The sequence below is a fragment of the Streptomyces sp. TAA204 genome, assembly GCF_000424965.1.
In genome coordinates this window covers 358,078-382,487 of sequence record NZ_AUKW01000005.1, presented here as the reverse complement: position 1 = coordinate 382,487, position 24,410 = coordinate 358,078, and the positions used below count along the sequence as shown (strand labels likewise).

The 24,410-nt window shown below is 71.9% G+C and carries 21 protein-coding genes and 1 pseudogene; 13 read left to right on the top strand and 9 right to left on the bottom strand.

Going from position 1 to position 24,410, the window contains the following annotated elements; translation table 11 throughout:
• Nucleotides 1-2 precede the first annotated feature (2 nt).
• Nucleotides 3-1,424 (bottom strand): amidase, encoded by a 1,422-nt coding sequence (locus H343_RS0112490; protein WP_199778917.1) that lies wholly within the window; start codon nucleotides 1,422-1,424, stop codon nucleotides 3-5.
• 87 nt (nucleotides 1,425-1,511) lie between these two features.
• Nucleotides 1,512-2,603, bottom strand: coding sequence for an amidohydrolase family protein (locus tag H343_RS0112485; protein WP_028431428.1), 1,092 nt, complete (start codon nucleotides 2,601-2,603; stop codon nucleotides 1,512-1,514).
• Nucleotides 2,604-3,035: 432 nt separating this feature from the next.
• Here H343_RS0112485 and ectA point away from each other — a divergent pair, with 432 nt between their 5' ends.
• The 5 genes from ectA to H343_RS0112460 all read left to right on the top strand — a co-directional run bounded on the left by ectA (nucleotide 3,036) and on the right by H343_RS0112460 (nucleotide 7,481).
• Complete coding sequence (ectA, locus tag H343_RS0112480; protein ID WP_028431427.1) at nucleotides 3,036-3,614, top strand: diaminobutyrate acetyltransferase; 579 nt, start codon at nucleotides 3,036-3,038, stop codon at nucleotides 3,612-3,614.
• Nucleotides 3,615-3,718: 104 nt separating this feature from the next.
• Entirely contained in the window at nucleotides 3,719-4,987 is a 1,269-nt protein-coding gene (gene ectB / locus H343_RS0112475; protein ID WP_028431426.1) for a diaminobutyrate--2-oxoglutarate transaminase, read from the top strand.
• Nucleotides 4,988-5,065: 78 nt separating this feature from the next.
• The gene (locus H343_RS0112470; protein ID WP_028431425.1) at nucleotides 5,066-5,470 is read left to right on the top strand and encodes an ectoine synthase; all 405 of its coding nucleotides are present in this window, start codon (nucleotides 5,066-5,068) and stop codon (nucleotides 5,468-5,470) included.
• 110 nt (nucleotides 5,471-5,580) lie between these two features.
• The gene (gene thpD / locus H343_RS0112465; protein WP_028431424.1) at nucleotides 5,581-6,480 is read left to right on the top strand and encodes an ectoine hydroxylase; all 900 of its coding nucleotides are present in this window, start codon (nucleotides 5,581-5,583) and stop codon (nucleotides 6,478-6,480) included.
• Nucleotides 6,481-6,623: 143 nt separating this feature from the next.
• Entirely contained in the window at nucleotides 6,624-7,481 is an 858-nt protein-coding gene (locus H343_RS0112460) for a DUF1989 domain-containing protein (RefSeq protein WP_028431423.1), read from the top strand.
• 56 nt (nucleotides 7,482-7,537) lie between these two features.
• Here H343_RS0112460 and H343_RS0112455 read toward each other — a convergent pair whose 3' ends face one another.
• Nucleotides 7,538-9,070, bottom strand: a complete 1,533-nt coding sequence (locus H343_RS0112455; RefSeq protein ID WP_028431422.1) for an aldehyde dehydrogenase (NADP(+)) — start codon at nucleotides 9,068-9,070, stop codon at nucleotides 7,538-7,540.
• 122 nt (nucleotides 9,071-9,192) lie between these two features.
• Between H343_RS0112455 and H343_RS0112450 the strand changes: the two genes are divergently transcribed.
• A complete protein-coding gene (locus H343_RS0112450) occupies nucleotides 9,193-9,963 on the top strand; it encodes an IclR family transcriptional regulator (protein WP_028431421.1) in 771 nt (256 codons plus the stop codon).
• A gap of 190 nt (nucleotides 9,964-10,153) precedes the next feature.
• A complete protein-coding gene (locus H343_RS0112445; RefSeq protein WP_028431420.1) occupies nucleotides 10,154-10,501 on the top strand; it encodes a DUF952 domain-containing protein in 348 nt (115 codons plus the stop codon).
• 57 nt (nucleotides 10,502-10,558) lie between these two features.
• Here H343_RS0112445 and H343_RS0112440 read toward each other — a convergent pair whose 3' ends face one another.
• The 3 genes from H343_RS0112440 to H343_RS30290 form a co-directional block, all read right to left on the bottom strand.
• Nucleotides 10,559-11,134 carry a carboxymuconolactone decarboxylase family protein gene (locus tag H343_RS0112440; RefSeq protein ID WP_028431419.1) on the bottom strand — a complete coding sequence of 192 codons (576 nt, stop codon included), beginning with the start codon at nucleotides 11,132-11,134 and terminating at the stop codon, nucleotides 10,559-10,561.
• 161 nt (nucleotides 11,135-11,295) lie between these two features.
• Complete coding sequence (locus H343_RS0112435) at nucleotides 11,296-12,609, bottom strand: hypothetical protein (RefSeq protein WP_028431418.1); 1,314 nt, start codon at nucleotides 12,607-12,609, stop codon at nucleotides 11,296-11,298.
• Complete coding sequence (locus tag H343_RS30290; protein ID WP_051265054.1) at nucleotides 12,609-13,649, bottom strand: 5-dehydro-4-deoxyglucarate dehydratase; 1,041 nt, start codon at nucleotides 13,647-13,649, stop codon at nucleotides 12,609-12,611. Before H343_RS30290 ends, H343_RS0112435 begins: the two co-directional genes overlap by 1 nt.
• 300 nt (nucleotides 13,650-13,949) lie before the next feature.
• Here H343_RS30290 and H343_RS0112425 point away from each other — a divergent pair, with 300 nt between their 5' ends.
• Both H343_RS0112425 and H343_RS0112420 read left to right on the top strand, forming a co-directional pair.
• A complete protein-coding gene (locus H343_RS0112425) occupies nucleotides 13,950-14,759 on the top strand; it encodes an NAD-dependent epimerase/dehydratase family protein (protein WP_028431417.1) in 810 nt (269 codons plus the stop codon).
• Nucleotides 14,760-14,882: 123 nt separating this feature from the next.
• Nucleotides 14,883-15,164, top strand: coding sequence for a GlsB/YeaQ/YmgE family stress response membrane protein (locus H343_RS0112420; RefSeq protein ID WP_028431416.1), 282 nt, complete (start codon nucleotides 14,883-14,885; stop codon nucleotides 15,162-15,164).
• Between the two features lie 87 nt (nucleotides 15,165-15,251).
• Here the strand turns inward: H343_RS0112420 and H343_RS0112415 are convergent, their stop codons facing one another.
• Nucleotides 15,252-15,839, bottom strand: a complete 588-nt coding sequence (locus H343_RS0112415; protein WP_028431415.1) for a TetR/AcrR family transcriptional regulator — start codon at nucleotides 15,837-15,839, stop codon at nucleotides 15,252-15,254.
• 111 nt (nucleotides 15,840-15,950) lie between these two features.
• Here H343_RS0112415 and H343_RS30285 point away from each other — a divergent pair.
• The 3 genes and pseudogenes from H343_RS30285 to H343_RS0112400 form a co-directional block, all read left to right on the top strand.
• Nucleotides 15,951-16,838 (top strand): annotated as a pseudogene (locus H343_RS30285) (DMT family transporter); the annotation flags it as partial.
• Nucleotides 16,839-16,953: 115 nt separating this feature from the next.
• On the top strand, nucleotides 16,954-18,162 hold the full coding sequence (locus H343_RS0112405) for a TerD family protein (RefSeq protein WP_028431414.1): 1,209 nt from the start codon (nucleotides 16,954-16,956) through the stop codon (nucleotides 18,160-18,162).
• 253 nt (nucleotides 18,163-18,415) lie between these two features.
• Nucleotides 18,416-19,813 carry an NADP-dependent succinic semialdehyde dehydrogenase gene (locus tag H343_RS0112400; RefSeq protein WP_028431413.1) on the top strand — a complete coding sequence of 466 codons (1,398 nt, stop codon included), beginning with the start codon at nucleotides 18,416-18,418 and terminating at the stop codon, nucleotides 19,811-19,813.
• A 105-nt stretch (nucleotides 19,814-19,918) separates the two neighbouring features.
• Here the strand turns inward: H343_RS0112400 and H343_RS0112395 are convergent, their stop codons facing one another.
• Complete coding sequence (locus tag H343_RS0112395) at nucleotides 19,919-21,217, bottom strand: YeeE/YedE family protein (RefSeq protein ID WP_028431412.1); 1,299 nt, start codon at nucleotides 21,215-21,217, stop codon at nucleotides 19,919-19,921.
• A 593-nt stretch (nucleotides 21,218-21,810) separates the two neighbouring features.
• On the opposite strand from H343_RS0112395, the gene H343_RS0112385 reads away from it, so the two are divergent.
• On the top strand, nucleotides 21,811-22,575 hold the full coding sequence (locus H343_RS0112385) for a crotonase/enoyl-CoA hydratase family protein (protein ID WP_028431411.1): 765 nt from the start codon (nucleotides 21,811-21,813) through the stop codon (nucleotides 22,573-22,575).
• Between the two features lie 110 nt (nucleotides 22,576-22,685).
• On the opposite strand, the gene H343_RS0112380 is transcribed toward H343_RS0112385, so the two are convergent.
• Entirely contained in the window at nucleotides 22,686-24,245 is a 1,560-nt protein-coding gene (locus H343_RS0112380; RefSeq protein ID WP_028431410.1) for a hypothetical protein, read from the bottom strand.
• Nucleotides 24,246-24,410 lie beyond the last annotated feature (165 nt).

Genomic DNA, 24,410 nt, shown 5'->3' with positions numbered 1-24,410 from the left:
GGTCAGCCGAGCAGCGGTGGCTTCACCCGCTCCACCCATCCGGTCAGCTGTTCGTAGGCGTGGGCCAGTTGGAGCAGCCCGAAGTCGTCCCCGTGCCTGCCGACCAGCTGGACGCCCATGGGCAGCCCGCTCTCGCCGAACCCCGCGGGCATCCCGATCGCCGGCAGCCCGCCCAGCGACCAGGGCACGACCGTCTCCATCCAGCGGTGGTAGGTGTCCATCTCCTGCCCGCCTATCCGCCCGGGCCAGTGCACCCGCTTGTCGAACGGGAAGACCTGGGCGGACGGGGCGAGTACGTAGTCGTACTCGGAGAGGAACGACGTCAGAGCGGCGTACCAGCGCTCGCGGGAGGCCGCGGCGACGCGGAGGTCGAGGGCGCTGAGCGGCAGGCCGTGCTCGACCTCCCACACCGCCTCCGGCTTCATCCGCTCACGCGAGCCGGGGTCGGCGTAGAGGCCGTGCCTTTCGAGGTTCGCCCACCAGCGCCAGGTCAGGAAGGTCTCCCACAGCTCCTCCGGCGCGAAGTCGGGCAGCGCGTAGGCGATTTCACACCCGAGGGTCTCGAAGGCGGCGAAGGAGGAGCGGCACAGCTCCAGCACACCGGGCTCGGTGGGCAGGTAGCCGTTCCAGTCGCCGACCCAGGCGATACGGGCGCCGCGGAAGTCCCTCTCGAGGCTCTCCCTGAAGCGCTCCCCTCCCTCGGTGAGGGCGGACGCGGCGCTCTCGTGCGGCCCGGCCATGACGGAGAGCAGCCACGCCAGGTCAGCCGCCGTGCGTGCCATGGGCCCCGTCACGGACGGCTGCTCCGTGAACCCCGGCGCCGGGACGCGTCCGCGGCTGGGACGCATGCCCAGTACGTTGTTGAAGGCGGCGGGATTGCGCAGCGAGCCCATGTAGTCGCTGCCGTCGGCGACCGGCAGCATTCGCAGCGCCAGCGCCGCCGCCGCTCCCCCACTGCTGCCGCCGGCCGTCAGCGCGGGGTCGTAGGCGTTGCCCGTGGTCCCCCACACCTTGTTGTAGGTCTGCGAACCCAGCCCGAACTCGGGTGTGTTGGTCTTTCCGATCACCAGCGCCCCGGCGTCCTTGAGGCGTCGCACGAACAGCGCGTCCCGCGCGGCGACACGGTCCCGGTGGAGCGGCGATCCCTCGGTCCACGGCAGCCCCTCGGCTTCGGCGAGGTCCTTCACCGCGTGCGGGAACCCGTGCATCCAGCCCAGGTGTTCGCCCCGTTCGAGCTGCACGTCCCTCTCGTGCGCCTGCCGCAGCGACATCTCCGGGTCCTGCATCCCGACGATCGCGCCGACGTGGGGGTCGAGGCCCGTCATGTGGTCCAGATAGGCCTCCATGACCTCGACGCACGAGACCTGACGGCTCGTGATGGCCTGCGAGAGGCACCTCGCGTCCCACGAGACGATCTCCTGCACGGTGGGACTCCTTCGTGGCGGCAGCGGCGGGCGGTTCGCAGGCTGGCGGTTTGCGGGCGGGCGGCGTGGTGCGGGCGGCCCGGGGGCCTACCGCACCACCTTCCCCCGCAGCAGCACCCGTCGGGGCGTGCCCAGCACCCGCACGTCCTCCCGCGGGTCCTCCCCGTAGACCACGAGGTCCGCCGGAGCGCCCTCTTCGAGCCCGGGCCGGCCCAGCCACCGCCGGGCCCCCCAGACCGCCGCGGAGAGGGCGTCGGCCGCCGGGAGGCCGGCCTTGACCAGTTCGCCGACCTCCGCCGAGACCAGGCCGTGCGGCAGCGAGCCTCCGGCGTCCGTGCCGACGAAGACGGGGATGCCCGCGTCGTGGGCGGCGCGGACCGTCTCGTAGCGGTTCTCGTAGAGCCGCCTCATGTGTGCCGACCAGCGCGGGTACTTCAGGCCGCCCGCGGCGAGCTGGGGGAAGGTGGCGGTGTTGACGAGCGTGGGGACGATGGCCACGCCGCGCTCCGCGAAGAGCGGAACCGTCTCCTCGGTGAGCCCTGTCGCGTGCTCGACGCAGTCGATGCCCGCCTCGACGAGATCTCGCAGGGAGTTCTCGGCGAAGCAGTGCGCGGTGACCCGGGCGCCCTCCTCGTGCGCGGCGGCGATCGCCTCCTCCAGCGCCCAGCGCGGCCAGCACGGCGCCAGGTCGCCCTCTTCACGGTCGATCCAGTCGCCGACGAGCTTGACCCAGCCGTCGCCCCGCCTCGCCTCGCGCCGCGTGTAGGCCGCCAGGTCGCCGGGCTCGATCTCGTGCGCGTAGTTGCGGATGTAGCGCTTGGTGCGGGCGATGTGCCGGCCCGCGCGCACGATCCGCGGCAGGTCCTCCCGGTCGTCGATCCACCGGGTGTCCGCGGGTGAACCGGCGTCCCGGAGCAGCAGCGTGCCGGCTTCGCGTTCGGTCAGCGCCTGCTTCTCCGAGGTGGAATCGTCCACGGCTCCGTGGGCGTCGAGACCGACGTGGCAGTGCGCGTCGACGAGGCCGGGGAGCGCCCAGCCCTCGATGACGTCGGGGTCCTGCCCGGTGTGAGCGGGGCGTTCGTAGGTGATCCGCCCCTGGACCACCCACAGTTCGTCCCGTACGTCCTCGGGCCCGGCAAGTACGCGCCCTTTGATGTGCAGACAGCCGCGGTCACTCATGTCCGCAGCCTACGAGGCGTTTGGGGGCACTCATACCCGGCGGAGCGGCCGGATCACCGCGCGAGTACACAACGTGGCGATCTTATTGCGTTCGGGGGACAAAAGATGCGACCTTGGAGCACCCGGCGGAGAATCCATTCCAGACTTTATGCGGAACGCACTTCCCGCCTTTCTTCTGCCCAATTTCCACCGGCTTAAACGCCGTGATTTCTCACGCCTGCTGCTGGCCCATTTCGAGCCGATCTCCAGGTTGTTATGGCACTGTGACAGACTCCACAGGGCGCCTTCATTGCAGGGAAAATGCGGATACTTCGGGGCGAAACGCGCCCCTTCCGGGAGACTTGGATCTGCTGGCGATAACATACGACCACCCTGCCGCGTAACCCTGCCTCGCCGTGCGTTTTCGGAATCTACTGGGTAAATTTAGTACCCATGACCGCCGCACAAGCAGTACCTGCACGTGCCCACAGCGATTTCCAGGGAATGCCGGAAGGGCTGATACTCGACGCTCCGCGGCTCGAGGACGGAGCGGCCCTGTGGCGTATCGCCCGCGACTCCCGGACGCTCGACCTCAACTCCTCGTACAGCTATCTCCTGTGGTGCCGCGACTTCGCCGACACGTCTGTCGTGGCACGGGACGAACGCGGCGAGCCCGTCGGATTCATCACTGGCTACGTGCGCCCACGGCACCCACGCACACTGCTCGTCTGGCAGGTGGCCGTCGACGAGTCGGCCCGCGGCCGCGGACTCGCGGCCGCGATGCTGGACGGGCTCACCGCGCGGGTGGCACGGGAGGCGGGGGTCGACGTGGTCGAGACCACCGTCACCCCCGGCAACACCCCTTCGAACCGCCTCTTCACCTCCTTCGCGGAGCGCCACGGCGCGGCGGTGGAGAAGGAGGTGCTCTTCGACGCCGACGTGTTCCCCGAGAGCGGTCACGAACCCGAAGTGCTGTACCGGATCGGCCCGGTGGCGCCCCCGGCGGACGCCGGGCCACCGGCCGGGCGCTGAAGCTACGCGCGTCCGGTGCCGCTTCACACTCCGATCTTCGAACCACCCCTGCAATTCCCGCAATCGCACGACTACCGCACGCAACTCACTCCCAGGAGCATGCTGTGACGATCACCCAGCCGGACCTGAGCGTCTTCGAGACCGTGGAGTCGGAGGTCCGCAGCTACTGCCGCGGCTGGCCCACGGTCTTCGACCGCGCCCAGGGCTCGCACATGTACGACGAGGACGGCCATACCTACCTCGACTTCTTCGCCGGAGCCGGGACGCTCAACTACGGCCACAACAACCCCGTACTCAAACGCGCGCTGCTCGACTACATCGAGCGCGACGGCGTCGTGCACGGACTGGACATGAGCACCAGCGCCAAGCGCGCGTTCCTGGAGGCCTTCAACGAGAAGATCCTCAAGCCGCGCGGCATGAACCACAAGGTGATGTTCCCCGGCCCGACCGGCACCAACTCCGTCGAGGCGGCGCTGAAGCTGGCGCGCAAGGTCAAGGGCCGCGAGTCCATCGTCTCCTTCACCAACGCATTCCACGGCATGTCCCTCGGCTCGCTCGCCGTCACCGGCAACGCCTTCAAGCGGGCCGGCGCGGGCATCCCGCTCGTGCACGGCACGCCGATGCCCTTCGACGACTATCTGGGCGGCACCACCGAGGACTTCGTGTGGTTCGAGCGGCTGCTGGAGGACCAGGGCTCCGGTCTGAACAAGCCCGCGGCCGTCATCGTGGAGACCGTCCAGGGCGAGGGCGGCATCAACGTCGCACGCGCCGAGTGGCTGCGCGATCTGTCCGATCTGTGCGACCGTCACGACATGCTGCTTATCGTCGACGACATCCAGATGGGCTGCGGCCGTACCGGTGCCTTCTTCTCCTTCGAGGAGGCGGGCATCAAGCCGGACATCATCACCCTGTCGAAGTCGATCGGCGGCTACGGTCTGCCGCTCGCCCTGACCCTGTTCAAGCCCGAGTTGGACATCTGGGAGCCGGGCGAGCACAACGGCACCTTCCGCGGCAACAACCCGGCCTTCGTGACGGCCACCGCCGCGATCGAGACGTACTGGAGGGACAGCCAGACCGAGAAGCAGACGCTCTCGCGCGGCGAGCAGGTCGAAGCCGTCCTGCGCGCCATCTCGGAGGAGCACACCGAGGACGTGGCGGACTTCCGCGGCCGCGGGCTCGTGTGGGGCCTGGAGTTCCACGACAAGGACCGCGCCGACGCCGTGGCCAAGCGCTGCTTCGACCTGGGTCTGCTCATCGAGACCTCGGGCCCGCAGAGCGAGGTCGTCAAGCTGCTGCCGTCGCTGACCATCACCCCCGAGGAGCTGGACGAGGGCCTGCGCGTGCTGGCCCGGGCAGTCCGCGAGACAGCCTAGTTCCACCGCTCACGGCCCGCCCCGGTTGCGTCCGGGGCGGGCCGACCCCGTAATGAGAAGAGAAAGGCCCGACGACACGTGATTGTTCGCTCCTTCAAGGACATCGAGAACACCGACCGCCACATCAAGAGCGCATCCGGCACCTGGGAAAGCAAGCGGATCGTGCTGGCCAAGGAGCGCGCCGGCTTCTCGCTGCACGAGACGGTGCTGTATGCGGGTACGGAAACGTCGATGTGGTACGCAAATCACATCGAAGCCGTACTCTGCGTAGAGGGCGAAGCCGAACTCACCAACGACGAAACCGGTGAGAAGCACCTGATCACCCCCGGAACCATGTATCTGCTCGACGGGCACGAGAAGCACACCATGCGCCCCAAGTCCGACTTCCGGTGCGTCTGTGTCTTCAACCCGCCCGTCACGGGCCGGGAGGATCACGACGAGAACGGTGTCTACCCGCTTCTCACCGAGCCCGACGAGGGCTGAGCCCTCCAGGCTCACTCGTTCGAATTGCCGCGGCCGGAACTGATTGGTTCCGGCCGATCCGGCCACTCGCCCACCCACAGGGCCGCACGAGAGGAGAGGAAGGCAACACCATGACCACCGCACCCGAGCGCACCGCCGACCTGTACCCGACCCGCGGAGCCACCGAGGTGGCGACACCGAGGATGGACCCCGTCGTGTGGTCCGAGCCGGGTACACCAGGGCCGATCGAGCCCGCGGTTCTGGCGGACTACGAGCGGGACGGGTTCCTCACGGTCGACCAGCTCATCACCCCCGATGAGGTGGAGACGTACCGCAGGGAACTGGAAAGGCTCACCACGGACCCGGAGATCCGTGCCGACGAGCGCTCGATCGTGGAGCCCAAGTCGGACGAGATCCGGACCGTGTTCGAGGTGCACAAGATCAGCGAGGTCTTCGCCGGACTGGTGCGAGACCCCCGAGTGGTGGGCCGGGCGCGGCAGATCCTGGGCTCGGACGTCTACGTCCACCAGTCCCGGATCAACGTCAAGCCGGGATTCGGCGCCACAGGCTTCTACTGGCACTCCGATTTCGAGACCTGGCACGCGGAGGACGGTCTGCCGAAGATGCGTACGGTGTCGGTCTCGATCGCTCTGACCAAGAACTACGAAACCAACGGTGGCCTGATGATCATGCCGGGGTCGCACAGGACCTTCCTCGGCTGCGCGGGCGAGACACCGAAGGACAACTACAAGAAGTCCCTGCAGATGCAGAACGCGGGAACACCCTCCGACGAGTCCCTGGCCAAGTTCGCCGACGCCCACGGCATCAAGCTCTTCACGGGCGAGGCCGGTTCGGCGACGTGGTTCGACTGCAACTGCATGCACGGGAGTGGTGACAACATCGCCCCGTACCCGCGGAGCAACGTGTTCATCGTCTTCAACAGTGTGGAGAACGAGGCCGTCGAGCCCTTCGCGGCACCTGTCCGCCGCCCCCCTTTCATCGGGGCGCGCGACTTCACCCCGGTGAGGTGACGCGGGGCGCGTTCCGCGAACGACCCGCCGCATGAAGGGGGGAGGCCGCACCGCGGCCTCCCCCCTTTCCACGCCGTGCCCCTGACCGCGCACATGACGGCCACCGGCCGGCAGCAGACGACCGCGAGGGAGAGCTCACACGCATGGCCAGCACCGCCGCCGCATACCGGGCCGCCGAGGGCGGCCCGCTCGACGTCGACCGGGCCTTCTACGACCGGGCGGCATCCGCCGACGGCCGGGAGCTCCTCGAGAGCTTCACCGTCCCGATCCGCTCCGGCCGCGCCTGGGAGGTACCGGCCGGACATCTGTGCCGCCTGGTGACGTTGGAGGGGCCGCAGGTGGGCGACCTCAACGTGTGGAACCGGCACGACCCGCGCGAGCGGCTGTGGGCCTCGCGCACACGGCAGTTGCAGCGCGCACACGTCAGCACCTACGACCGGCTGTGGTCCACACTGCCCTTCCTGCGGCCCCTGGTGACCATCACCCGCGACACCCTGGCCGGTTACGGCACGGACGCCGAGGGCGGAAGGGTCCACGATCTGCTGGGGACACGCTGCGACCCGTACGTCAACCGCATGCTGACGGGTGAGGACTTCGACTTCCACTGCCATTCGAACCTGGTGCGGGCGGTGCTTCCGTACGGCCTCACGGAGTTCGACGTGCACGACGTGCTGAACGTCTTCCAGTGCACGGGACTGAACGAGGACGACCAGTACTTCATGAAGGACTGCCCGGCCCGGCCCGGCGACCACCTGGAGTTCTTCGCCGAACTGGACCTGCTGTGCGCGCTGTCGACGTGCCCGGGCGGCGATCTGTCCGTACCGATGTGGGGGCCGGGGGCATCCCCCGACGACGCCCTCGCCGTCTGCCGTCCGATCGGTGTCGAGATCTACCGTCCCGACCCCGCATTGCTGAGCGGCTGGACGCCGCCGGAGCGGGCCGCGTACAGCAACCTGCACGGCATGACCCGCCCCGAACGGCCTTCCGCTCGATCCGGCTGACCGGGCCGAACGGCACCGCCGGCCCGTCAGTTCACCCCGCCGCGGCCTTCCGCCCGTCAGTTCTCCCTGCGGCCGTCCACGCGGCGCGGCAGCCCCAGCGGGTTGGCGTCGTGGAGCTCGGGCGGCAGCAGCGCCTCCGGCGCGTCCTGGTAGGCCACGGGGCGCAGCCAGCGCTCGATGGCGGTGGCGCCGACGGAGGTCGAGGTGGAGGTGGTGGCGGGGTACGGGCCGCCGTGGTGCTGCGCGGGCGCCACCGCCACGCCGGTGGGCCAGCCGTTGACCAGGACCCGGCCCGCCAGCGGCGTCAGCCGCGCCAGCAGCTGTGCGCCCAGCCCGCCGTCGCCCGCTGCCTCGCCCTCGCTGAGGTGCACGGTGGCGGTGAGGTTGCCCTGCAGCCGGGAGAGCACCGCCGTGATCTCCTCGTCCCGGCCGTAGCGGGCGACGACCGTGACCGGACCGAAGCACTCCTCCAGCAGCAGTTCGTACTCCGGCTGTCCGACCTTCTCCGCGGGGACGGTCAGACAGCCGGCGCTGACCGTGTGGCCGTCCTCGCCCGCACCGGCGGGCACGGGTGCCTCCACGCCCTCCAGTTCCGTACGGGCGGCGACCCCGGAGAGGAACGCCTCCCTCATCCTGCTGTCCAGCAGCGGTCCCTGCGCGGCCTTGGCCACCGCGTCCCCCAGAGCGCCCAGCAGCCTCTCGCCCGCCTCACCCTCGGGGGCCAGGACGAGGCCGGGCTTGGTGCAGAACTGGCCCGTGCCCATCGTCATCGACCCCGCCAGGCCCGTACCGATCTCCTCTGCCCGCTCGGCCGCCGCGGCCCCGGTGACGACGACCGGGTTGAGGGAGCCGAGTTCGCCGTGGAAGGGGATCGGTGTGGGGCGCGAGGCAGCGGCGTCGAAGAGGGCACGGCCGCCGCGCACGGAGCCGGTGAAGCCCGCGGCGGCGACGAGCGGGTGCTTGACGAGCTCGATGCCGGCCTCGAAGCCGTGCACCACGCTCAGCACGTCCTCGGGCAGGCCGGCCTGGGCCGCCGCACGGCGCAGCGCGGCGCCCGTCAGCTGCGAGGTCGCGGGGTGGTCGGGGTGCGCCTTGACGACGACGGGGCAGCCCGAGGCGAGCGCGCTCGCGGTGTCGCCGCCGGGCACGGAGAAGGCGAGGGGGAAGTTGGACGCGGCGTAGACGGCCACGACACCCAGCGGGATCTTGTAGCGGCGCAGGTCGGGGCAGGGCGGCGTCGCGTCCGGGTCGGTGTGGTCGATGGTGATGCCCAGGTACGCGCCGTCCTCGATCTCCTCGGCGAAGGCGCGCAGCTGGGCCTGCGTACGGGCCAGCTCCCCGGTCAGCCGGGGCCGCCCGAGGGCGGTCTCCGCGTCCGCCGTGGTGATGATCTCCTCGCTCGCCGCCCCCAGTTGGTCCGCGGCGGCACGCAGGAGGGCGGCGCGCACGTCGCGGTCGGCGAGGGGCTCACGGGATGCGTGGGCCGCCCGTACAGCCGCGTCGACGTCGGCGGCCGTCGCCTCCGCGCCGACCTGTTCGCGCTGCTTTCCGGTCCGGGGGTCGACGCTCCACACTGGTGTTGCTGTCACCGCGATTCCTCCTGCCGCGTGCTTGTCTCCGCAGAGCCGTCGTTCGATATGCTGAACGCCGTCTCTGTCGGTGAATCACTGCCGGGGACTTTATGAGCGCCGTCACGGAGGGGTCAAGGACGATGTCAGCTGGCGAGACGGGAGCTTCGCAGGTCAAGTCCGCTGTGCGCACGGTGGAGCTGCTGGAGTTCTTCGCGGGACGTCCCGGGATGCACTCCCTCGCCGCCGTCCAGGAGTCCGTGGGCTACCCCAAGTCAAGCCTCTACATGCTGCTGCGCACCCTCGTCGACCTGGGCTGGGTCGAGACCGATGCCACCGGCACACGGTACGGCATCGGCGTACGGGCACTGCTGGTCGGCACGTCCTACATCGACGGCGACGAGGCGGTCGCCGCCGCCAGGCCGACTCTCGACAGGCTCTCCGACGACACGACCGAGACCATCCACCTCGCACGGCTCGACGGCACGAACGTCGTCTACCTCGCCACCCGCCAGTCGCAGCACTACCTGCGCCCCTTCACCCGCGTCGGACGCCGCCTGCCGGCGCACTCCACCTCGCTGGGCAAGGCGCTGCTGGCCACGTACGACGACGAGCAGGTGCGCAAGATGCTCCCCGAGACTCTGCCCGCCCTGACCGACCACACCCTCACCGACCGCGAGAAGCTGATCGAGGAGCTGGCGCTGGTACGGGAGCAGGGCTACGCGGTCGACCGTGAGGAGAACACGCTGGGGCTGCGCTGCTTCGGCGTCGCCATCCCCTACCGCACGCCCGCACGGGACGCCATCAGCTGCTCGGTGCCGGTCGCCAGGCTGACCCCCGCGCACGAGCAGCTGATCAAGGACGCGCTCTTCGACGCCCGCGACCGGCTCACGCTGGCCACCCGACGGCTCTGAGGGCGCGCGGGCGGGGCGCGGGGACGGCAATGGGAGTGCCGGGCGTCGCGACGGGGCAGACCCTGCCGGGAGGGGCGGGGCACCAGCGTCGCCTCGTGGCTTCTCCCCCTCCGGCGGAGGGGGATTCCCACGGCTCGCTCCGTTGAGGGTTTCCGCTTCGTGACCGACTGCCCGTCCGGGAGGACTCACGATGACTGAACTGCTGCACATCACGGAGCGGTCCGTATGGGAGGCCGCCCGCGCGTCCGGTACGTACGAGATGTCCACACGCGGGCAGACCCTGCGGGAGGTGGGCTTCATTCACTGCTCCCTGCGGCACCAACTCCCGCAGGTGGCGGAGCTGCTGTACAGCGACACCGATCCGGACCGCCTCGTGGTGCTCGTCATCGACAGCGAACGGATCTCCTCACCCCTGCGGTACGAGCCGCCGTTCCCGGGGGCCGGGGAGGAATTCCCCCACATCTACGGCCCGTTGCCGGTGAGCGCCGTGATCGCCGAGGAGGCGTGGAGCGGCGGCACCCCCGGCACGGTGCCGTAGGGCCCGGACGGGACGCTCGGGACGGACGGGACGGACGGGACACTCGGGCCGTTCCGCTCAGGACGGGGCGGCCCCCGGCCTGCGCAACGGCACCGCGCACCGGTCGGAGAAGCCCTGGCCGACGAGGCCGAGCGCGGCGTTGATGCGGGAGCGGTGGTTCTCGACGGCCACGATCGCCGTCAGCTCGACGAACGCCCGCTCCCCCAGCCTGCCGGTCAGCGCCGCCACCATCCCGTCCGTGACGGTCGGCTCGGTCTCGGTCATCGCCTCGGCGAACTCCATGACGAGCAGCTCCAGTTCGCCGAAGCGCTCCCGGTGGTCCCGCCACTGCGGGACGTACTGCACCTTCTCCATCGGCATGCCCAGGTCCTCGGCCAGCCAGTGCCCGAAGTCCACACACCATGAGCAGCCGATACGGGCCGCCGAGACCATCTCGGCGAGGTGCTTGAGGGCGGGGTCCAGGTCGCGCCACTTCGCGACGCGCTGCTCGTAGCCGGCCACGGCGCGCAGCACCCGGGGGTTGTGTCCGGCGGCCAGGAGCGGGTCGAGGACCTTGCCGTACTTTCGTCGGGAGTACCACTCGGCGAGGCGCAGGACGACGGTGCGCGGCGGATCGAGCGAGATGCGGGCCATGGCGGGGCTCCTTCGCAGCGTGCGTACGGACGTGTCCGTGCCGGGTTTTCCGGCCGGCATCAACAACGACGGGACGCACCGCCGCGATGTGACATACGAGGCCGGGCCGGCCCGAAGGACCGCCCGAAGAGAGCCCGGGGAAGTAACCGCCGGGGAAGGAATCAGCCGGGCGGGCGGCTGCCGAGCACCCGCAGGCCCTCCCGCACCGCCGCGAGGTCGCTGTCGGAGGCCAGTCCCGCGTGGTACAGCCGCAGCTCGTCGGCGCCCAGCTCGCGGGCGTGCCCGGCGTCGGTGGCCAGAGTCCGCGGGGAGCCGCCCATGCCCCGGACGACTGGCAGGTTCGCCGCGACGGTGAACGGGCCGGGACGGCGGTCGGTGCGACGGCTGAACGGGCCGAGCACATCGGCGCGTTCAGCCGTTCCTCCCGCGCAGGAGAGCACCACTCCGTCGGCGTCCTCGACGGCCTCGGACGGGTCCGCGCCCGCGTTGGCGCCCACGCGGTGAGGTGCCGGATCGGCGTGCAGCAGCACCCGGAAACCCCTGGCTGCGCCGGCGGCCGCACCGCTTCCGGTGCCGGTCCCGCCGGCGTCCTGCCCGTTCCGGGCCGCCTCCGCGCGTACGGCCGCCACGGCCTCCCGGCGCAGCCGGCGCGCCGCTGACCCGCGCCAGGCCGCGAACACTCCGGCCGTCTCCTCCCCCAGCAGCCCGCACACCTCCTCCCACTCGGCGTCCCGCCCCGGGGCGCCGCCCGGCGCCCCCGCAGAGCCTGTGAGCGTCCCGCCGCTCCACACCGGCCGCATGGCCCGCCGCACCGTTTCCCGCAGCTCCTGCGGATCGGCGCCGAGCGTGGCGTAGCCGTCCTCGCAGGTCTCGCAGAAGCACAGCGACATCAGATACCCGGCCGCGCCGCCGAGCGGTACGCCGGCGGTCTTGTCGTGCGCGTGCAGATGCGCGAAGCCGTACCAGCCGCAGGACTCCAGTTCGGTGCCGCGCGTGTACGGGCGCACCGCCGCCTCGGCCGCGAGGGTGACCGCGTACTCGCGCACCTGCGGGCGGGCGATGCAGGGCGCCCAGGGGTAGCGGTCGCCGTGGGCGTTGCGGACGGTGACGTGCCCGAAGTCCTCACCCAGGCGGGAGTTGTGGGCCAGGACCACCCACGAGTGCACTTCCAGGCCCGCCGCGCTCAGCGCGCCTGCCGCCTCGGCGTAGGGGCCTCCGGGGTCGTCGCTGGTCACCCAGCGCTGCTCGTAGGGGCGCAGTTCACGCCCGCTCCAGCGCAGCGGGTCGGGCGGATAGAGCACGGCGGAGTGCTGCGCGGTCACGATGCGGTGGCGCGGATGGCGGGGGGTCAGGGCGCGGGTGGAGTGGTAGGCGGAGGCGAGGGTGACCTGCTGGATGCCGAGGTCCGCCAGACGGCGCGGGGCGTCCGGGTCGCCGACGACGTCCCAGGGGTAGACGAACGCGGAGGCGCGCATCACTCGCCGCCCCCGCCGGGGCCGTCCTCGCCGGGCCCACCCTCGCCTGCGCCCCCTCCGTCGCTCACCAACGCCAGTCCCCGCTCGATCAGTTCGGCCAGCCGATCCACGTGCGCCGGTGCGGGCTCGGTCAGCGGCGGACGCACCTCGCCCACATCCGTACCCCGCAGCCGTACACCTGCCTTGACGAGCGAGACGGCGTATCCCCGGCCCTGGTCGCGCAGTTCGACCAGGGGGTGGAAGAAACCGTCGAGCAGCAGGCGCACCGTCGCGTCGTCCCCGGTGGTCAGGGCGCGGTGGAAGGCGAGGGCGACCTCGGGGGCGAAGCAGAAGACCGCGGAGGAGTACAGGGTCACGCCCAGGGCCCGGTAGGCGAGGCCGGTCTGCTCGGCGGTGGGCAGCCCGTTGAAGTAGCGGAAGGAGGCGGCCGTTTCGCCGGGTAGCCCGGTGCGCACGGCGCTGATGATGCGCTGCATCAGGTCCAGGTCTCCGTGGCCGTCCTTCAGGCCGGCGATGCCCGGGGTGGCGGCGAGCCGGGTGACGGTGTCCGGGGTGAGGACGGCGTTGTCGCGCTGGTAGACGACGACTTCGAGGCGGGTGGCCCGGGCCAGCGCGGTGTAGTGCCGCAGCAGGCCGTCCTGCGAGGGGACGACCAGATACGGCGGCATCGCCAGCAGTCCGTCCGCTCCCGCCTCCTCGGCGAGCTGAGCGAACTGGCGGGCGAGCGCCGTGCCGTAGCCCGCGCCGGCGACGACCGGCACCCGGCCGTCCGCCTCCTCCACCGCCGCGGCCACGCACTCGCGGAACTCACCGGGCGTCAGCGCGTGGAACTCCCCCGTTCCGCAGCAGGCGAAGACCGCGCCGGCACCCGCCTCGATGCCCTGGCGCACGTGCGTACGGAAGACGTCGAGGTCGAGTGCGCCGTCCGGCCCGAAGGCGGTGACGGGGAAGAAGAGCAGGCCGCCGAGGCGTGCGGCGAGCGGGCGCGCCCCCGCCCCCGGTAGCGGTGCGGACGGAGAGGGAGAGGTCGGTGAGGTCATGTCGCTCCCTGGTCCGGGCAGGTACGGGACCGGGACGGGCGCGGGGTGCGCCGCGGGGCGCGCCCCGCTCGGCGTGCGCTTCCGCAGCCCGGCTACTCGGACACGTTTCTGATCTGCGTCTATATTTCTGAACATCGGCACCGTAAGTCAGCCCGCCCGCGCCGGTCAAGCGCGGCAGCCGCCGCCGGAGCACCGGAGAGCACCCATTCCGGCGCCCGCGGCGGCACTTGACGCCGCGGGCGGCACCTCCCAAGCTTGTCCCCATATATGAATCATGTCTATGTGGACGGAGACTCGCCGATGCCCGCCCCCCGCACGGTCCTGCTCACCGGCGCCGCCGGCGGCCTCGGCACCCTGATGCGCCGACTGCTCCCGCAGTACGGATACGCGCTGCGCCTGCTCGACCTGCGCCCCGTCGAGGGCGAAGCGGACGCCGTCACGGCCGACCTCACCGACGCCGCCGCGCTGCGCGAGGCGGTACGGGGCGTCGACGCGATCATCCATCTCGCGGGCATCTCGCTGGAAGCCCCGTTCGAGAAGATCCTGCACTCCAACATCGAAGGCACCCACCGGCTCTACGAGGCCGCCCGGGAGGAGGGCGTACGCCGCGTGGTCTTCGCCTCCTCCAACCACGCGGTCGGTTTCACGCCCGTCCCCCCACCCGGCGCACCGCCCGTCCCCGTCGGGACACCGCACCGCCCCGACACCTTCTACGGGCTGTCCAAGTCCTTCGGCGAGGACCTCGCCCAGCTCTACTGGGACCTGCACGGCATCGAGACCGTCTCCGTGCGCATCGGCTCCTGCTTCCCCCGGCCGACCACCGTGCGGATGCTGTCCATCTGGCTCAGCCCCGCCGACGGCGCCCGCCTCGTCCACGCCGCACTGACCGCAGAGGACGTGCGGCACACGGTCGTCTACGGCTCCTCGGCCAACACCCGCCTGTGGTGGGACCTGGCCCCCGCCCGCGCGCTCGGCTACGAGCCGCAGGACGACTCGGAGCCCTACGCGCCCCAACTCATCGCAGAACAGGGGGAACTGGACCCCCGTGAGCCCGATCAGGCCCATATCGGCGGGCAGTTCTGCACGCAGCCGCCCATCTGGCCGCACTGAAAGGCACGTCAACGGGCATGATGGACCCCGGACCGATCACAGGGATCGCTCAATCACGGGGAGGGGCCCGCCACCATGTACTTCTTCGCAGACACCGACCCGGAGTCGGCCTTCTCCAGCCTCATGGAGTCGGGGCTGCTCAGCTGGGTGCTCCTGGGACTGGTCGCGGGCACCATCGCCAAGGTGCTGCTCCCGGGGCGCGACCCGGGCGGCCTGCTGGGCACCATCCTCATAGGCATCGCCGGCGCCTTCATCGGCGGATGGCTGTCCTCGACGTTCCTGGACAGCTCGGTGGAGCGTGACTTCGTGGACCCGAAGATGTGGATCTCGGCCATCGCGGGTTCGCTGGTGCTGCTGATCGCCTACCGGATCTTCTTCGGCCACTCGCGCGAGAAGCGGCGCTGAACCGGCCCCGCGCGGGCGTCCGGCCCCTGCGGACGGGCCTGCGGCCGGTCCGTCCGCGGACGGACCGGCCGGCGCGGACAGCACGCCTCACCGGCGGCAGCCCGCGCGCTCCAGGGCGCACTGTGCGAGGGAGCGGGCCGCGGCCACCGGGTCGGCGACGACGCCCAGCCCGCAGAGGACCGTCGCCCCCTCGTGCAGCAGCAGGAGTTCGCCGGCGAGGCGGTCCGCGTCGTCCGCTCCGGCCTCGGCGCACAGCTCGCGCAGATGGCCGCGCAGCCACCGCTTCTGACCGGAGATCACCTCGCGTCCGGGATGCTGCGGGTCGGGGAGCTCCGCCGCCGCGTTGACGAAACCGCAGCCGCGCGGGGACTCCCGGCGCATCCACACGTCCAGCGCGTCGAAGGTGCCGATCAGCCGTTCGTACGCGCTCGCCGTGCCGTCCGCCGCCGTCTCTCCGGTCAGCCAGAGGCGCCAGCGCGCGTCGCGCTCGCGCAGATACGCCGCGACGAGCGCCTCCTTGGAGCCGAAGCGGTCGTAGAGCGTCTTCTTGGTGACGCCGGCCTCACCGGCGATCAGGTCGACGCCCACCGCGGTGATGCCGCGCTCGTAGAACAGCCGCGCCGCCGCGTCCAGGACCTTCCGCGCACCCGGGGTGAGCAGACCCTCCTGCGTCATCGCCGCTCCTCCTCCCCTTGCGTAAACCGATCGGTTTAGTTCACTGTAACGGCCAGTGGAGTAAACAGATCGGTTTACTCGCCGCGCGCAGCAGACCCGGAGGAGCCCCCAGTGCCGACCCTTCCCCCGCCGCTGATCGCGGCCGGCCTCGTCGTGATGTGGAGCTCCGGCTTCGTCGGCGCCGAGCTCGGCACCCGCCAGACCGGCGCCGGCACTCTTCTGACGTGGCGGTTCCTGGCCTCAGCCGCACTGCTGGGGAGCGTCGCTCTGCTGGTGCGGCGCCGCTCCTCCCGGCGGGGGAAACCTGTCGTGCGGACACCCGGCGGGTGGCGGCTTCCCCCGCGTGCGCTGCTGGAGCAGTCCGCCGTCGGACTGCTCTCCCAGGGCGTCTACCTCGGTGCGATCTACTGGGCCGTCGGCCTGGGCGTACCGGCCGGAACCGCCGCCCTGATCGCCGCGCTGCAGCCGCTCGCCGCCGGAGCCCTCGCGGGACGGCTGCTCGGTGAGACGGTCACCCGCGGCCAGTGGGCGGGGCTCCTGCTGGGGCTGGCGGGGGTCGTCCTGGTCGTGCGGGACGACCTCGCCTCGCCGTCCGCCGCGGCGCCGGCCGCGTACCTGCTCCCCTTCGCGGCGATGGCGGGCCTGCTGGCCGCCAGCTTCCTGGAGCGCAAGGCCCGCCACCGGGTCGCCGCGGCCGACGCGCTGCCCCTGCACTGCGCGGTCAGCGCCCTGCTCTTCACCGCCGTCGCGGCGCTGGCCGGGCGGGAGCATCTGCTGCCGCCCGCCACGGGGGCGTTCTGGCTGGCGGTGGCCTGGGTGGTGCTGCTCTCCACTGCCGGCGGCTACGGCTTCTACTGGCTGAGCGTGCGGCGCAGCGGAGTCACCCGCACCAGCGCGCTGATCTATCTGACACCGCCGACCACGATGGTGTGGGCGTACGCCATGTTCGGCGAACGGCCCGGCCCGCTCGCCCTGGTGGGCCTTGCCGTCGCCGTGCTGGGAGTGTCCTGGGCCGTACGCTCCCCCCGGCCCCGTACGGGCACCGCGCCGGGCGCGCCGCCCTCGGCAAAGGAACCGCAAAGCGGGGCCGCTCGTTACGACCGTCATGACGGCAATGACTCCTGGTTCGAACCTTCCGCTGACCGCGACACAGGTGGCTGTGGAAGTGACCGCTCCGACCCGGCTCGACGTGTCGGGACTCCTCCTCGGCGAGCAGGGAAAGGTGCGCTCCGACGACGACTTCGTCTTCTACAACCAGCCGGCCGCGCCGGGCGTCAAGCACAGCAGCGGTGCCGCTGACACGATCACCGTCGAGACGGGCTCGGTGCCGGCGGATGTGCACAAGATCGTGGTGACCGCGAGTCTCGACGCGCCGGGTGCCTCCTTCGCCGGTACGGAGCCGACCGCCACCGTCCGCGACGCGGCCACCGGAGGAGTCATCGCCACCTTCACACCCCCGCGGCTGGGCACCGAGACGGCGCTCGTCGTGGTCGAGGTCTACCGCCGCGGCAACGCCTGGAAGGTGCGCGCGGTGGGGCAGGGATACGCGAACGGGCTCGGCGGCATCGCGTCGGACTTCGGTGTCGACGTGCAGGAGCCCGCTGCACCGGCCGTCTCCCCCGCCCCTGCCTCCGCACCCCAGGCGCCCCCGTCTCCCCCGGCCGCGCCCCGGACAGCGCCGGCCGCCCCCCAGGCCGCACCGGCCCAGGCCGCTCCGGCGGCCGCATCCTCCGGCAAGATCAACCTCGACAAGGGCAGGGTCAGCCTCCAGAAGAACCAGACGGTCTCGCTCACCAAGGGCGGCGCCCCGGTCCTGACCGGCGTCAAGATGGGCCTCGGCTGGGAGCCGGCTTACCGTGCCGGACGCCGCGCCCAGGAGATCGACCTGGACGCCTCCGTCATCGCCTACGACGCCAACCGCAAGAAGGTGGACGCCTGCTACTTCGGCAAGCTCGTCATCCTCAACGGTGTCGTGCAGCACTCCGGTGACAACCTCACGGGTGAGGGCGGGGGCGACGACGAGGTCATCACCGTCCATCTCGGAGATCTCCCGCCGCAGGTCAGCGGTCTGGTCTTCACCGTCAACTCCTTCTCGGGGCAGAAGTTCACCGAGGTGGCCAAGGCCTACTGCCGCCTCATCGACGCCTCCACCGACCAGGAACTCGTCCGCTTCGACCTCAGCAACGCCGAGCCCCGCACGGGGGTGCTGATGTGCAAGCTCGTGCGCCAGTTCTCCGGCGAGTGGGACATGACGGCCCTGGGCGAGTACGTCGACTCCCGTACGGTCCGCGGCATGGTCAAACCGGGCGGCGCCGCGCTGTAGGGGCCACCGCCACGCGCCGCCCGGCACGGGAGGGGCGGCACGGGGCGGGGCGCGAACATCCCGTGCCGAGCTCCCGCAGCCATAGAGCGGCGATTCCCGGGTACCGCGGGTGGACGGCACCACGAAGCCGTGCGGCACGGGTACGCACCAGGGCCGAGGACGCGCGAGGACGTGCGCCCCCGGCCCCGCGTCCGGCACGCGGCTCGGCCACCACCCGCACAGGCACGGAAGCACGCAGAAGGAGGCGCTTCACATGGCCATCGCCACCGTGAACCCGGCCACGGGCGAGACCCTCAAGACATTCGACGCGCTGAACGTCGGCGAGATCGAGGAGCGGCTCATCAGGGCGGACCGCGCCTTCCGCACCTACCGCCTCACCGACTTCGCCGAGCGGGCCGGGCGCATGCACAGGGCGGCGGACCTGCTGGAGGCCGAGGCCGACAACATCGCCCGCACCATGACGACCGAGATGGGCAAGACGCTCGTCTCGGCCCGCGCCGAGACGGCCAAGTGCGTGAAGGCGATGCGCTGGTACGCCGAGCATGCGGAGGCGCAGCTCGCCGACGAACACCCCTCGCCGGCCGACGTCGAGGACTCCGGTGCGGCGCGCGCGTACGTGCGCTACCGCCCGCTGGGCCCCGTCCTGGCGGTCATGCCGTGGAACTTCCCGCTCTGGCAGGTCGTCCGCTTCGCCGCCCCCGCCCTCATGGCCGGAAACACGGCGCTGCTCAAGCACGCCTCCAACGTCCCCCAGACCGCGCTGTACATCGAGGAGCTCTTCCGCAGGGCCGGATTCCCCGAGGGCGTCTTCCAGACCCTGCTGGTCGGTTCCGACGCCATCGCGGACCTGCTGCGCGACGAGCGGATCGTGGCGGCCACCCTCACCGGGAGCGAGCCCGCGGGCCGCTCGGTCGCCTCGATCGCGGGTGACGAGATCAAGAAGACGGTGCTGGAGCTGGGCGGCAGCGACCCTTATCTGGTGATGCCCTCGGCCGACCTGGACAAGGCCGTTCGTACGGCCGTCACCGCGCGGGTGCAGAACGCCGGCCAGTCCTGCATCGCCGCCAAGCGCTTCATCGTGCACGCCGACGTCTTCGAGCGCTTCGCCTCCGGGTTCGTGGAGCGCATGGCCGCCCTGAAGGTCGGCGACCCCATGGCGGAGGGCACCGACGTGGGGCCGCTCTCCAGCGCGCAGGGCCGCTCCGACCTGGAGGAGCTGGTCGACGACGCCACCAGGCGCGGCGCCACGGCACTGTGCGGCGGCGGCCGCCCCGCGCACCTCCCGGAGGGCTGGTTCTACGAGCCGACGGTGCTCACGGGCATCACGGAGGAGATGAGGATTCACCGTGAGGAGGCCTTCGGTCCGGTCGCGTCCCTCTACCGTGCGACCGACCTGGAGGAGGCCGTGGAGATCGCCAACGACACCCCGTTCGGCCTCAGCTCCAACGCGTGGACGCGTGACGCCGCGGAGCAGGAGGTGCTGACCCGCGATCTGCAGGCCGGCGGTGTCTTCTTCAACGGCATGACGGCTTCGCACCCCGGCCTTCCCTTCGGCGGTGTCAAGCGGTCCGGGTACGGGCGTGAGCTGGCCGGGCACGGAATCCGCGAGTTCTGCAACGCCACCACGGTGTGGTTCGGCCCGGAGGGGTGAGCGAGGCCCGTCGGGGGACCGCGGTCCCCCGACGGGCCTCTGTCTCTGCCTCTGTCTCTGTCTCTGCTCACGCAAGGACGCGGGAGCGAGCGCGGGACGTCCCGCTCAGCACGCCCCGTCACGGGGAGCGGGGTTGCCCAGCTTGAACAGAGGCCGCAGCTTCAGCCCGGCGAAGGTGCCGAGCATCGCGGCGGCGCCCCAGATCCAGCCGTGAAGACTGCCGGAGGCGATTCCGGCCAGGTATGCGCCGATGTTGCAGCCGCCGGCGATGCGGGCGCCGACCCCCATCAGGACACCGCCGAGGACGGCTCCCAGGGCACGGCGCCAGGGGACTTGGCGGTGCAGCTTCCACACGCCTCCCGCCGCGGCGGCCAGCGCGGCGCCGATCATGATGCCGATGTCGGTGAGGGTGGTCTTGTCCGCCAGCACGGGACCGGCGAGCTGCGACGCGTTGTCCTGCTGCCAGTACGCCCACGTCTCCGGCGAGCCGCCCAGCGCACCGACCAGTTCCGAACCCCACAGGGCGAAGGCACTCGTGACGCCCCAGGCCCCGCCCGAGACCAGCAGCACGAGCCCGCCCAGCACGGCGAGCGCGACCGCCCCGGCAGCCAGTGGCCATGAGCCGCGCACCGTACGGGCGAGCGCGCTCCCGGCCGACGGCGGCGGGGAGACCGGCGGCGGGTTGCGGCGCGCCTGTACGCGGCGGGTGACGAGCACCACCAGCCCGAGCAGCGCGAGGGTCACCGCAAGCGACCCCGGCCAGCCCAGCCCGTCGGCGAAGACGACCGGTTCGAGGGCCGGCAGGTCGCGCCAGAGCCCGAACTGCCAGGCGGCGAGCGTGGAACCCGCGACGAAGCCCCCCAGCGTGAGCACGATCGTGCTCTGACCGGAGCCGACCGCGAAGAGCGTGCCGGAGGCGCACGCGCCGCCGATCTGCATGCCGAGGGCGAAGAGGAACGCGCCGACGAGGAGTCCGACGCCGAGCGGGGCGCTGCTGGGCGCGGGCGCCGTACCGAACAGTCCGGTGCCGGTGCCGATGATCAGGGCGAACAGGGTCGCCGTGGTGCCCAGCAGCAGGGCGTGCGCGCGCAGTCCTGTTCCGTTGCCGACGGCCACCAGTTGGCGCCAGGCGGAGGTGAAGCCGAACCGCGAGTGGAAGAGCCCCACACCCAGGCCCGCTCCGAGCAGGAGCAGCACGCCGGGCTTGGTGCCGTGCACCGCCCACACGTAGGCGGTGAGCGCGGCGCCGAGCAGCCCGGCGACGACGAGCGGTGCGCGGCGCACCGGCGGGGCGGGGGCGGCTTCCGGGGCGGGCACACGGGTGGGCGAGGGCTGGGGCCGGGTGAGCCTGGAGATCGGACGGGCGGGCCGGGGAGGCGCCCCGGAGGGCGGTGCTGTGGTCACGTGGGGACTCCGCAGAGGTATGAGGAGCGGCAAGGGTTCACGGGCGGGGATCACCGGCGGTTCACCGGCAGGGTTCACCGGCGGGGTTCACCGGCGGGGCCCGGCCGCATCGGGCACCGGGGCACGGCCGCACGGGTGCGTCCTGCCGCCCCCTGCCGGCCGTGTCGGATCCGGGCCGCCCTTCGGAAGCCGGGAGGCGCCCCGGCGTACGTCCCGCCCGTACGCCCGGGAGCAGCCCGGGACCATGCGGGGGAACAGGCGGAGGGAGGACGCGCGAGGAGCCGGGCGGAAGGGCGGCGCGAGGGAGTCAGCGCGGACAGAGCGCGTCGTCGACGCTCCACGCCGTGGCCGCGAAGAGTGCGAGTGCCAGTTGGCGCGCGGTACCGGACATGAACGGCACAGTAGTTCAAGCCATCCACATGACGGAAAACCGTCCCGGAATCCGAGACAGCCGTCCAGGACGTCCGCCGCGGTCCCCGGCGGTAGGGTCTCCACCGCCGCACAGAGACACGATCACGCCCGCGCCGCCGCACCGCCGCACCGCACCGCCGTCCCGTCCCGTCCCGTCCCGCCCGACCGGAGGTCACCCCTTCATGGCCGTACGCACCGAGAAGCAGGGCCCGGTCACCACGGTCGTCCTCTCCCGCCCCGACGCGCGCAACGCCGTCGACGGCGAGACCGCCACCGCCCTCGCCGACGCCTTCCGCGACTTCGAGAGCGACCCCGGGGCGCTGGCCGCGGTCCTGTGGGGAGAGGGCGGCACCTTCTGCGCGGGCGCCGACCTCAAGGCCATCGGCACCGACCGTGCCAACCGCGTGGCTCCCGGTGGAGACGGCCCGATGGGCCCCACCCGGATGCGCCTGTCCAAGCCGGTCATCGCCGCGGTCAGCGGCCACGCCGTCGCCGGGGGGCTGGAGCTCGCGCTGTGGTGCGATCTGCGGGTGGCCGAGGAGGACGCGGTCTTCGGCGTCTTCTGCCGGCGCTGGGGCGTCCCCCTGATCGACGGCGGAACGGTACGCCTCCCCCGCCTCATCGGCACCGGCCGCGCCCTCGACATGATCCTCACAGGCCGTCCGGTCCCCGCTGCCGAGGCGTACGACATGGGACTCGCCAACCGGCTCGTGCCGCCCGGCGGCTCCCGCGGCGCGGCCGAGGAACTCGCCGCCGGACTGGCCCGCTTCCCCCAGACCTGTCTGCGCGGTGACCTGGCCTCCGTGCACGAGCAGGAGGGGCTGCCCGAGGAGGAGGCCCTGGCACGCGAACTGCGCCACGGCCGGGTCTCGCTGGCGGAGGCGTCCGAGGGCGCGGCCCGGTTCGCCGCGGGCTCGGGCAGGCACGGGGACTTCGATGCGCACTGACGGGCGCGGCACGCCAGGGCCACTCCGGCGAACTGCGCCGGGCCCGGCGCGGTTCGCCGCGTGCCGGCGCCCGCGCTCAGCCGGCCGGTGGGTGCGCCGTCCGGCCCGTCTCAGTCCATCCGGCTGCGTGCTTTGAAGGCCGCCTTGCGGGCATCCTTCGCCGTCTGCCTGTCGGGGTGCACGCGCCCCATCGCCTCCAGTACGTCGCCGGTCGCCGGGTGGGCCACCTTCCATGCCTTGTCGAAGAATCCGGCGTGCTGGTCGACGAGTCCCTGTACGAGTCCCCGGAGTTCGGCCGCCTCACCCGCCGTGGCGAGCTGCGCCGCGATCGTGTCGACGGTCAGCCAGAAGACCATCTCCTCGTCCGGCTGCGGGACGTCCTGCGCCCCGTGCTCGACGAGCCAGACCCGCGCCAGGCCGCCGAGCTGGCGGTCCTCCAGCACGTCGCGCAGGGCCGGTTCGGCGTCCTGTCCGATGAGGGAGAGGGCCTGCTGACAGGAGAGACGGCGGGCCGGGGCGTTCTCGTCCGTCCCGCGTGCCGCCGCGAGCAGTTCGCGTGCCGCGTCCAGGGGCGTACGTGCGGCGAGCCACAGCCCGATCTCCGCCTGCGCGTTCTCCTCGGTGAAGGAGGGAAGCGCATCGAGCAGCTTCACCGCGTCCGCTCCCACGAGGTCACCGACCGCGGGGGCCTCGACACCGGCCTCGCGCAGGCGTTCCCGCACGCCGTGGAGGCCCAGCGGGGTCAGCCGCACCATGCCGTAGCGGGAGACGTCCTCGTCGTCCAGCTGCTCGGGGAGTTCGGCGTCCTCGTCCGTCTCCTCGGTCAACGCCTCGTCGACCGGGCGGTATTCGACGAGTCCGGTCGGGGCGAGCATGCGGAACTGCTCGTCGAGCTTCATCATCGCCGCCGACACCTCTTCGAGGACCGCGTCGGTGGGCTCCTCCATGTCGTCGGGGACGATCATCGAGGCGGCCAGCACCGGCAGCGGCACCATGGCACCGGCGGAGACGGCCTGATCGGTGGCCGTGAGGACGTAGAGGTTGGCCAGGGCGCCGTCGAGGAAGTCGACCTCCTCCTCCGGGTTCCAGTCCAGCGCGTCGAGGTCGATGGCGGCCGGGTCGATCTCCCCGTCCTCACCCGTGACTCCGTCGAGGTCGCCGACGAGATCCTCGAAGCTGGGGGTGGCGGCGTCGGCGAGGACGCTCTCCAGCCCCTCCTGCCAGATCTCCAGCACGTCGCCGGGGCCGCCCTCGCCGCGGAGTTGGGCCAGTTCCGGTCCGGGACGGGCGGTGCCCACCGGCTCGTCCGTCAGGGACAGTGCGGCGTCCGGATCCTCCTCGTCCTCCTCGACCTCCAACATGCCGGTGTCGACGGCCAGATGCCATGCCTGCGAGACATGTACCGGCCCGTCCTCGTCCGCGGAGAGTTCCAGGTGCGCGACCGCCTCCTTGAGCTGCTCGACGAGCAGTTCACCGCCTGCGCCGACCGGTACCCCGGCCGCCGCGCCCGGCCCGGCCGTGCCCTCGCCCGTGGCGCCCGGATCTCCCCCGGCCCAGGTCGCCAGCCGGACGGCCCGGGCGAAGAGCGGTGCGGCGAGCGCGTCCCGTGCCAGCTCGGCTTCGGAAGGCAGCCGCACGGGCGGCACGGCTCGGTGGTCGTCACCGGTCATCAGCGCGTTCATCTCCTACGGGGTACGTGCGTTGCCGAAAGCTGCGGCCCCCAGAGTAGACGGGATGCGCCCCCCGCTGCCCGCAGCGCGCGCCCGCGGGACCGTGTCCGTCCGTCACCGCGCGGAAGCGCCGCGTGTCACCGGACGGCGGACGGGCCGCAGTTG

Coding starts and splice junctions, on each gene's coding strand:
- H343_RS0112485 (WP_028431428.1), bottom strand. CDS start 2,603: ATGAGTGACCGCGGCTGTCTGCACATCAAAGGGCGCGTACTTGCCGGG.
- ectA (WP_028431427.1), top strand. CDS start 3,036: ATGACCGCCGCACAAGCAGTACCTGCACGTGCCCACAGCGATTTCCAG.
- thpD (WP_028431424.1), top strand. CDS start 5,581: ATGACCACCGCACCCGAGCGCACCGCCGACCTGTACCCGACCCGCGGA.
- H343_RS0112460 (WP_028431423.1), top strand. CDS start 6,624: ATGGCCAGCACCGCCGCCGCATACCGGGCCGCCGAGGGCGGCCCGCTC.
- H343_RS0112450 (WP_028431421.1), top strand. CDS start 9,193: ATGTCAGCTGGCGAGACGGGAGCTTCGCAGGTCAAGTCCGCTGTGCGC.
- H343_RS0112445 (WP_028431420.1), top strand. CDS start 10,154: ATGACTGAACTGCTGCACATCACGGAGCGGTCCGTATGGGAGGCCGCC.
- H343_RS0112440 (WP_028431419.1), bottom strand. CDS start 11,134: ATGGCCCGCATCTCGCTCGATCCGCCGCGCACCGTCGTCCTGCGCCTC.
- H343_RS0112435 (WP_028431418.1), bottom strand. CDS start 12,609: ATGCGCGCCTCCGCGTTCGTCTACCCCTGGGACGTCGTCGGCGACCCG.
- H343_RS30290 (WP_051265054.1), bottom strand. CDS start 13,649: ATGACCTCACCGACCTCTCCCTCTCCGTCCGCACCGCTACCGGGGGCG.
- H343_RS0112425 (WP_028431417.1), top strand. CDS start 13,950: ATGCCCGCCCCCCGCACGGTCCTGCTCACCGGCGCCGCCGGCGGCCTC.
- H343_RS0112420 (WP_028431416.1), top strand. CDS start 14,883: ATGGAGTCGGGGCTGCTCAGCTGGGTGCTCCTGGGACTGGTCGCGGGC.
- H343_RS0112415 (WP_028431415.1), bottom strand. CDS start 15,839: ATGACGCAGGAGGGTCTGCTCACCCCGGGTGCGCGGAAGGTCCTGGAC.
- H343_RS0112405 (WP_028431414.1), top strand. CDS start 16,954: ATGACTCCTGGTTCGAACCTTCCGCTGACCGCGACACAGGTGGCTGTG.
- H343_RS0112400 (WP_028431413.1), top strand. CDS start 18,416: ATGGCCATCGCCACCGTGAACCCGGCCACGGGCGAGACCCTCAAGACA.
- H343_RS0112385 (WP_028431411.1), top strand. CDS start 21,811: ATGGCCGTACGCACCGAGAAGCAGGGCCCGGTCACCACGGTCGTCCTC.
- H343_RS0112380 (WP_028431410.1), bottom strand. CDS start 24,245: ATGACCGGTGACGACCACCGAGCCGTGCCGCCCGTGCGGCTGCCTTCC.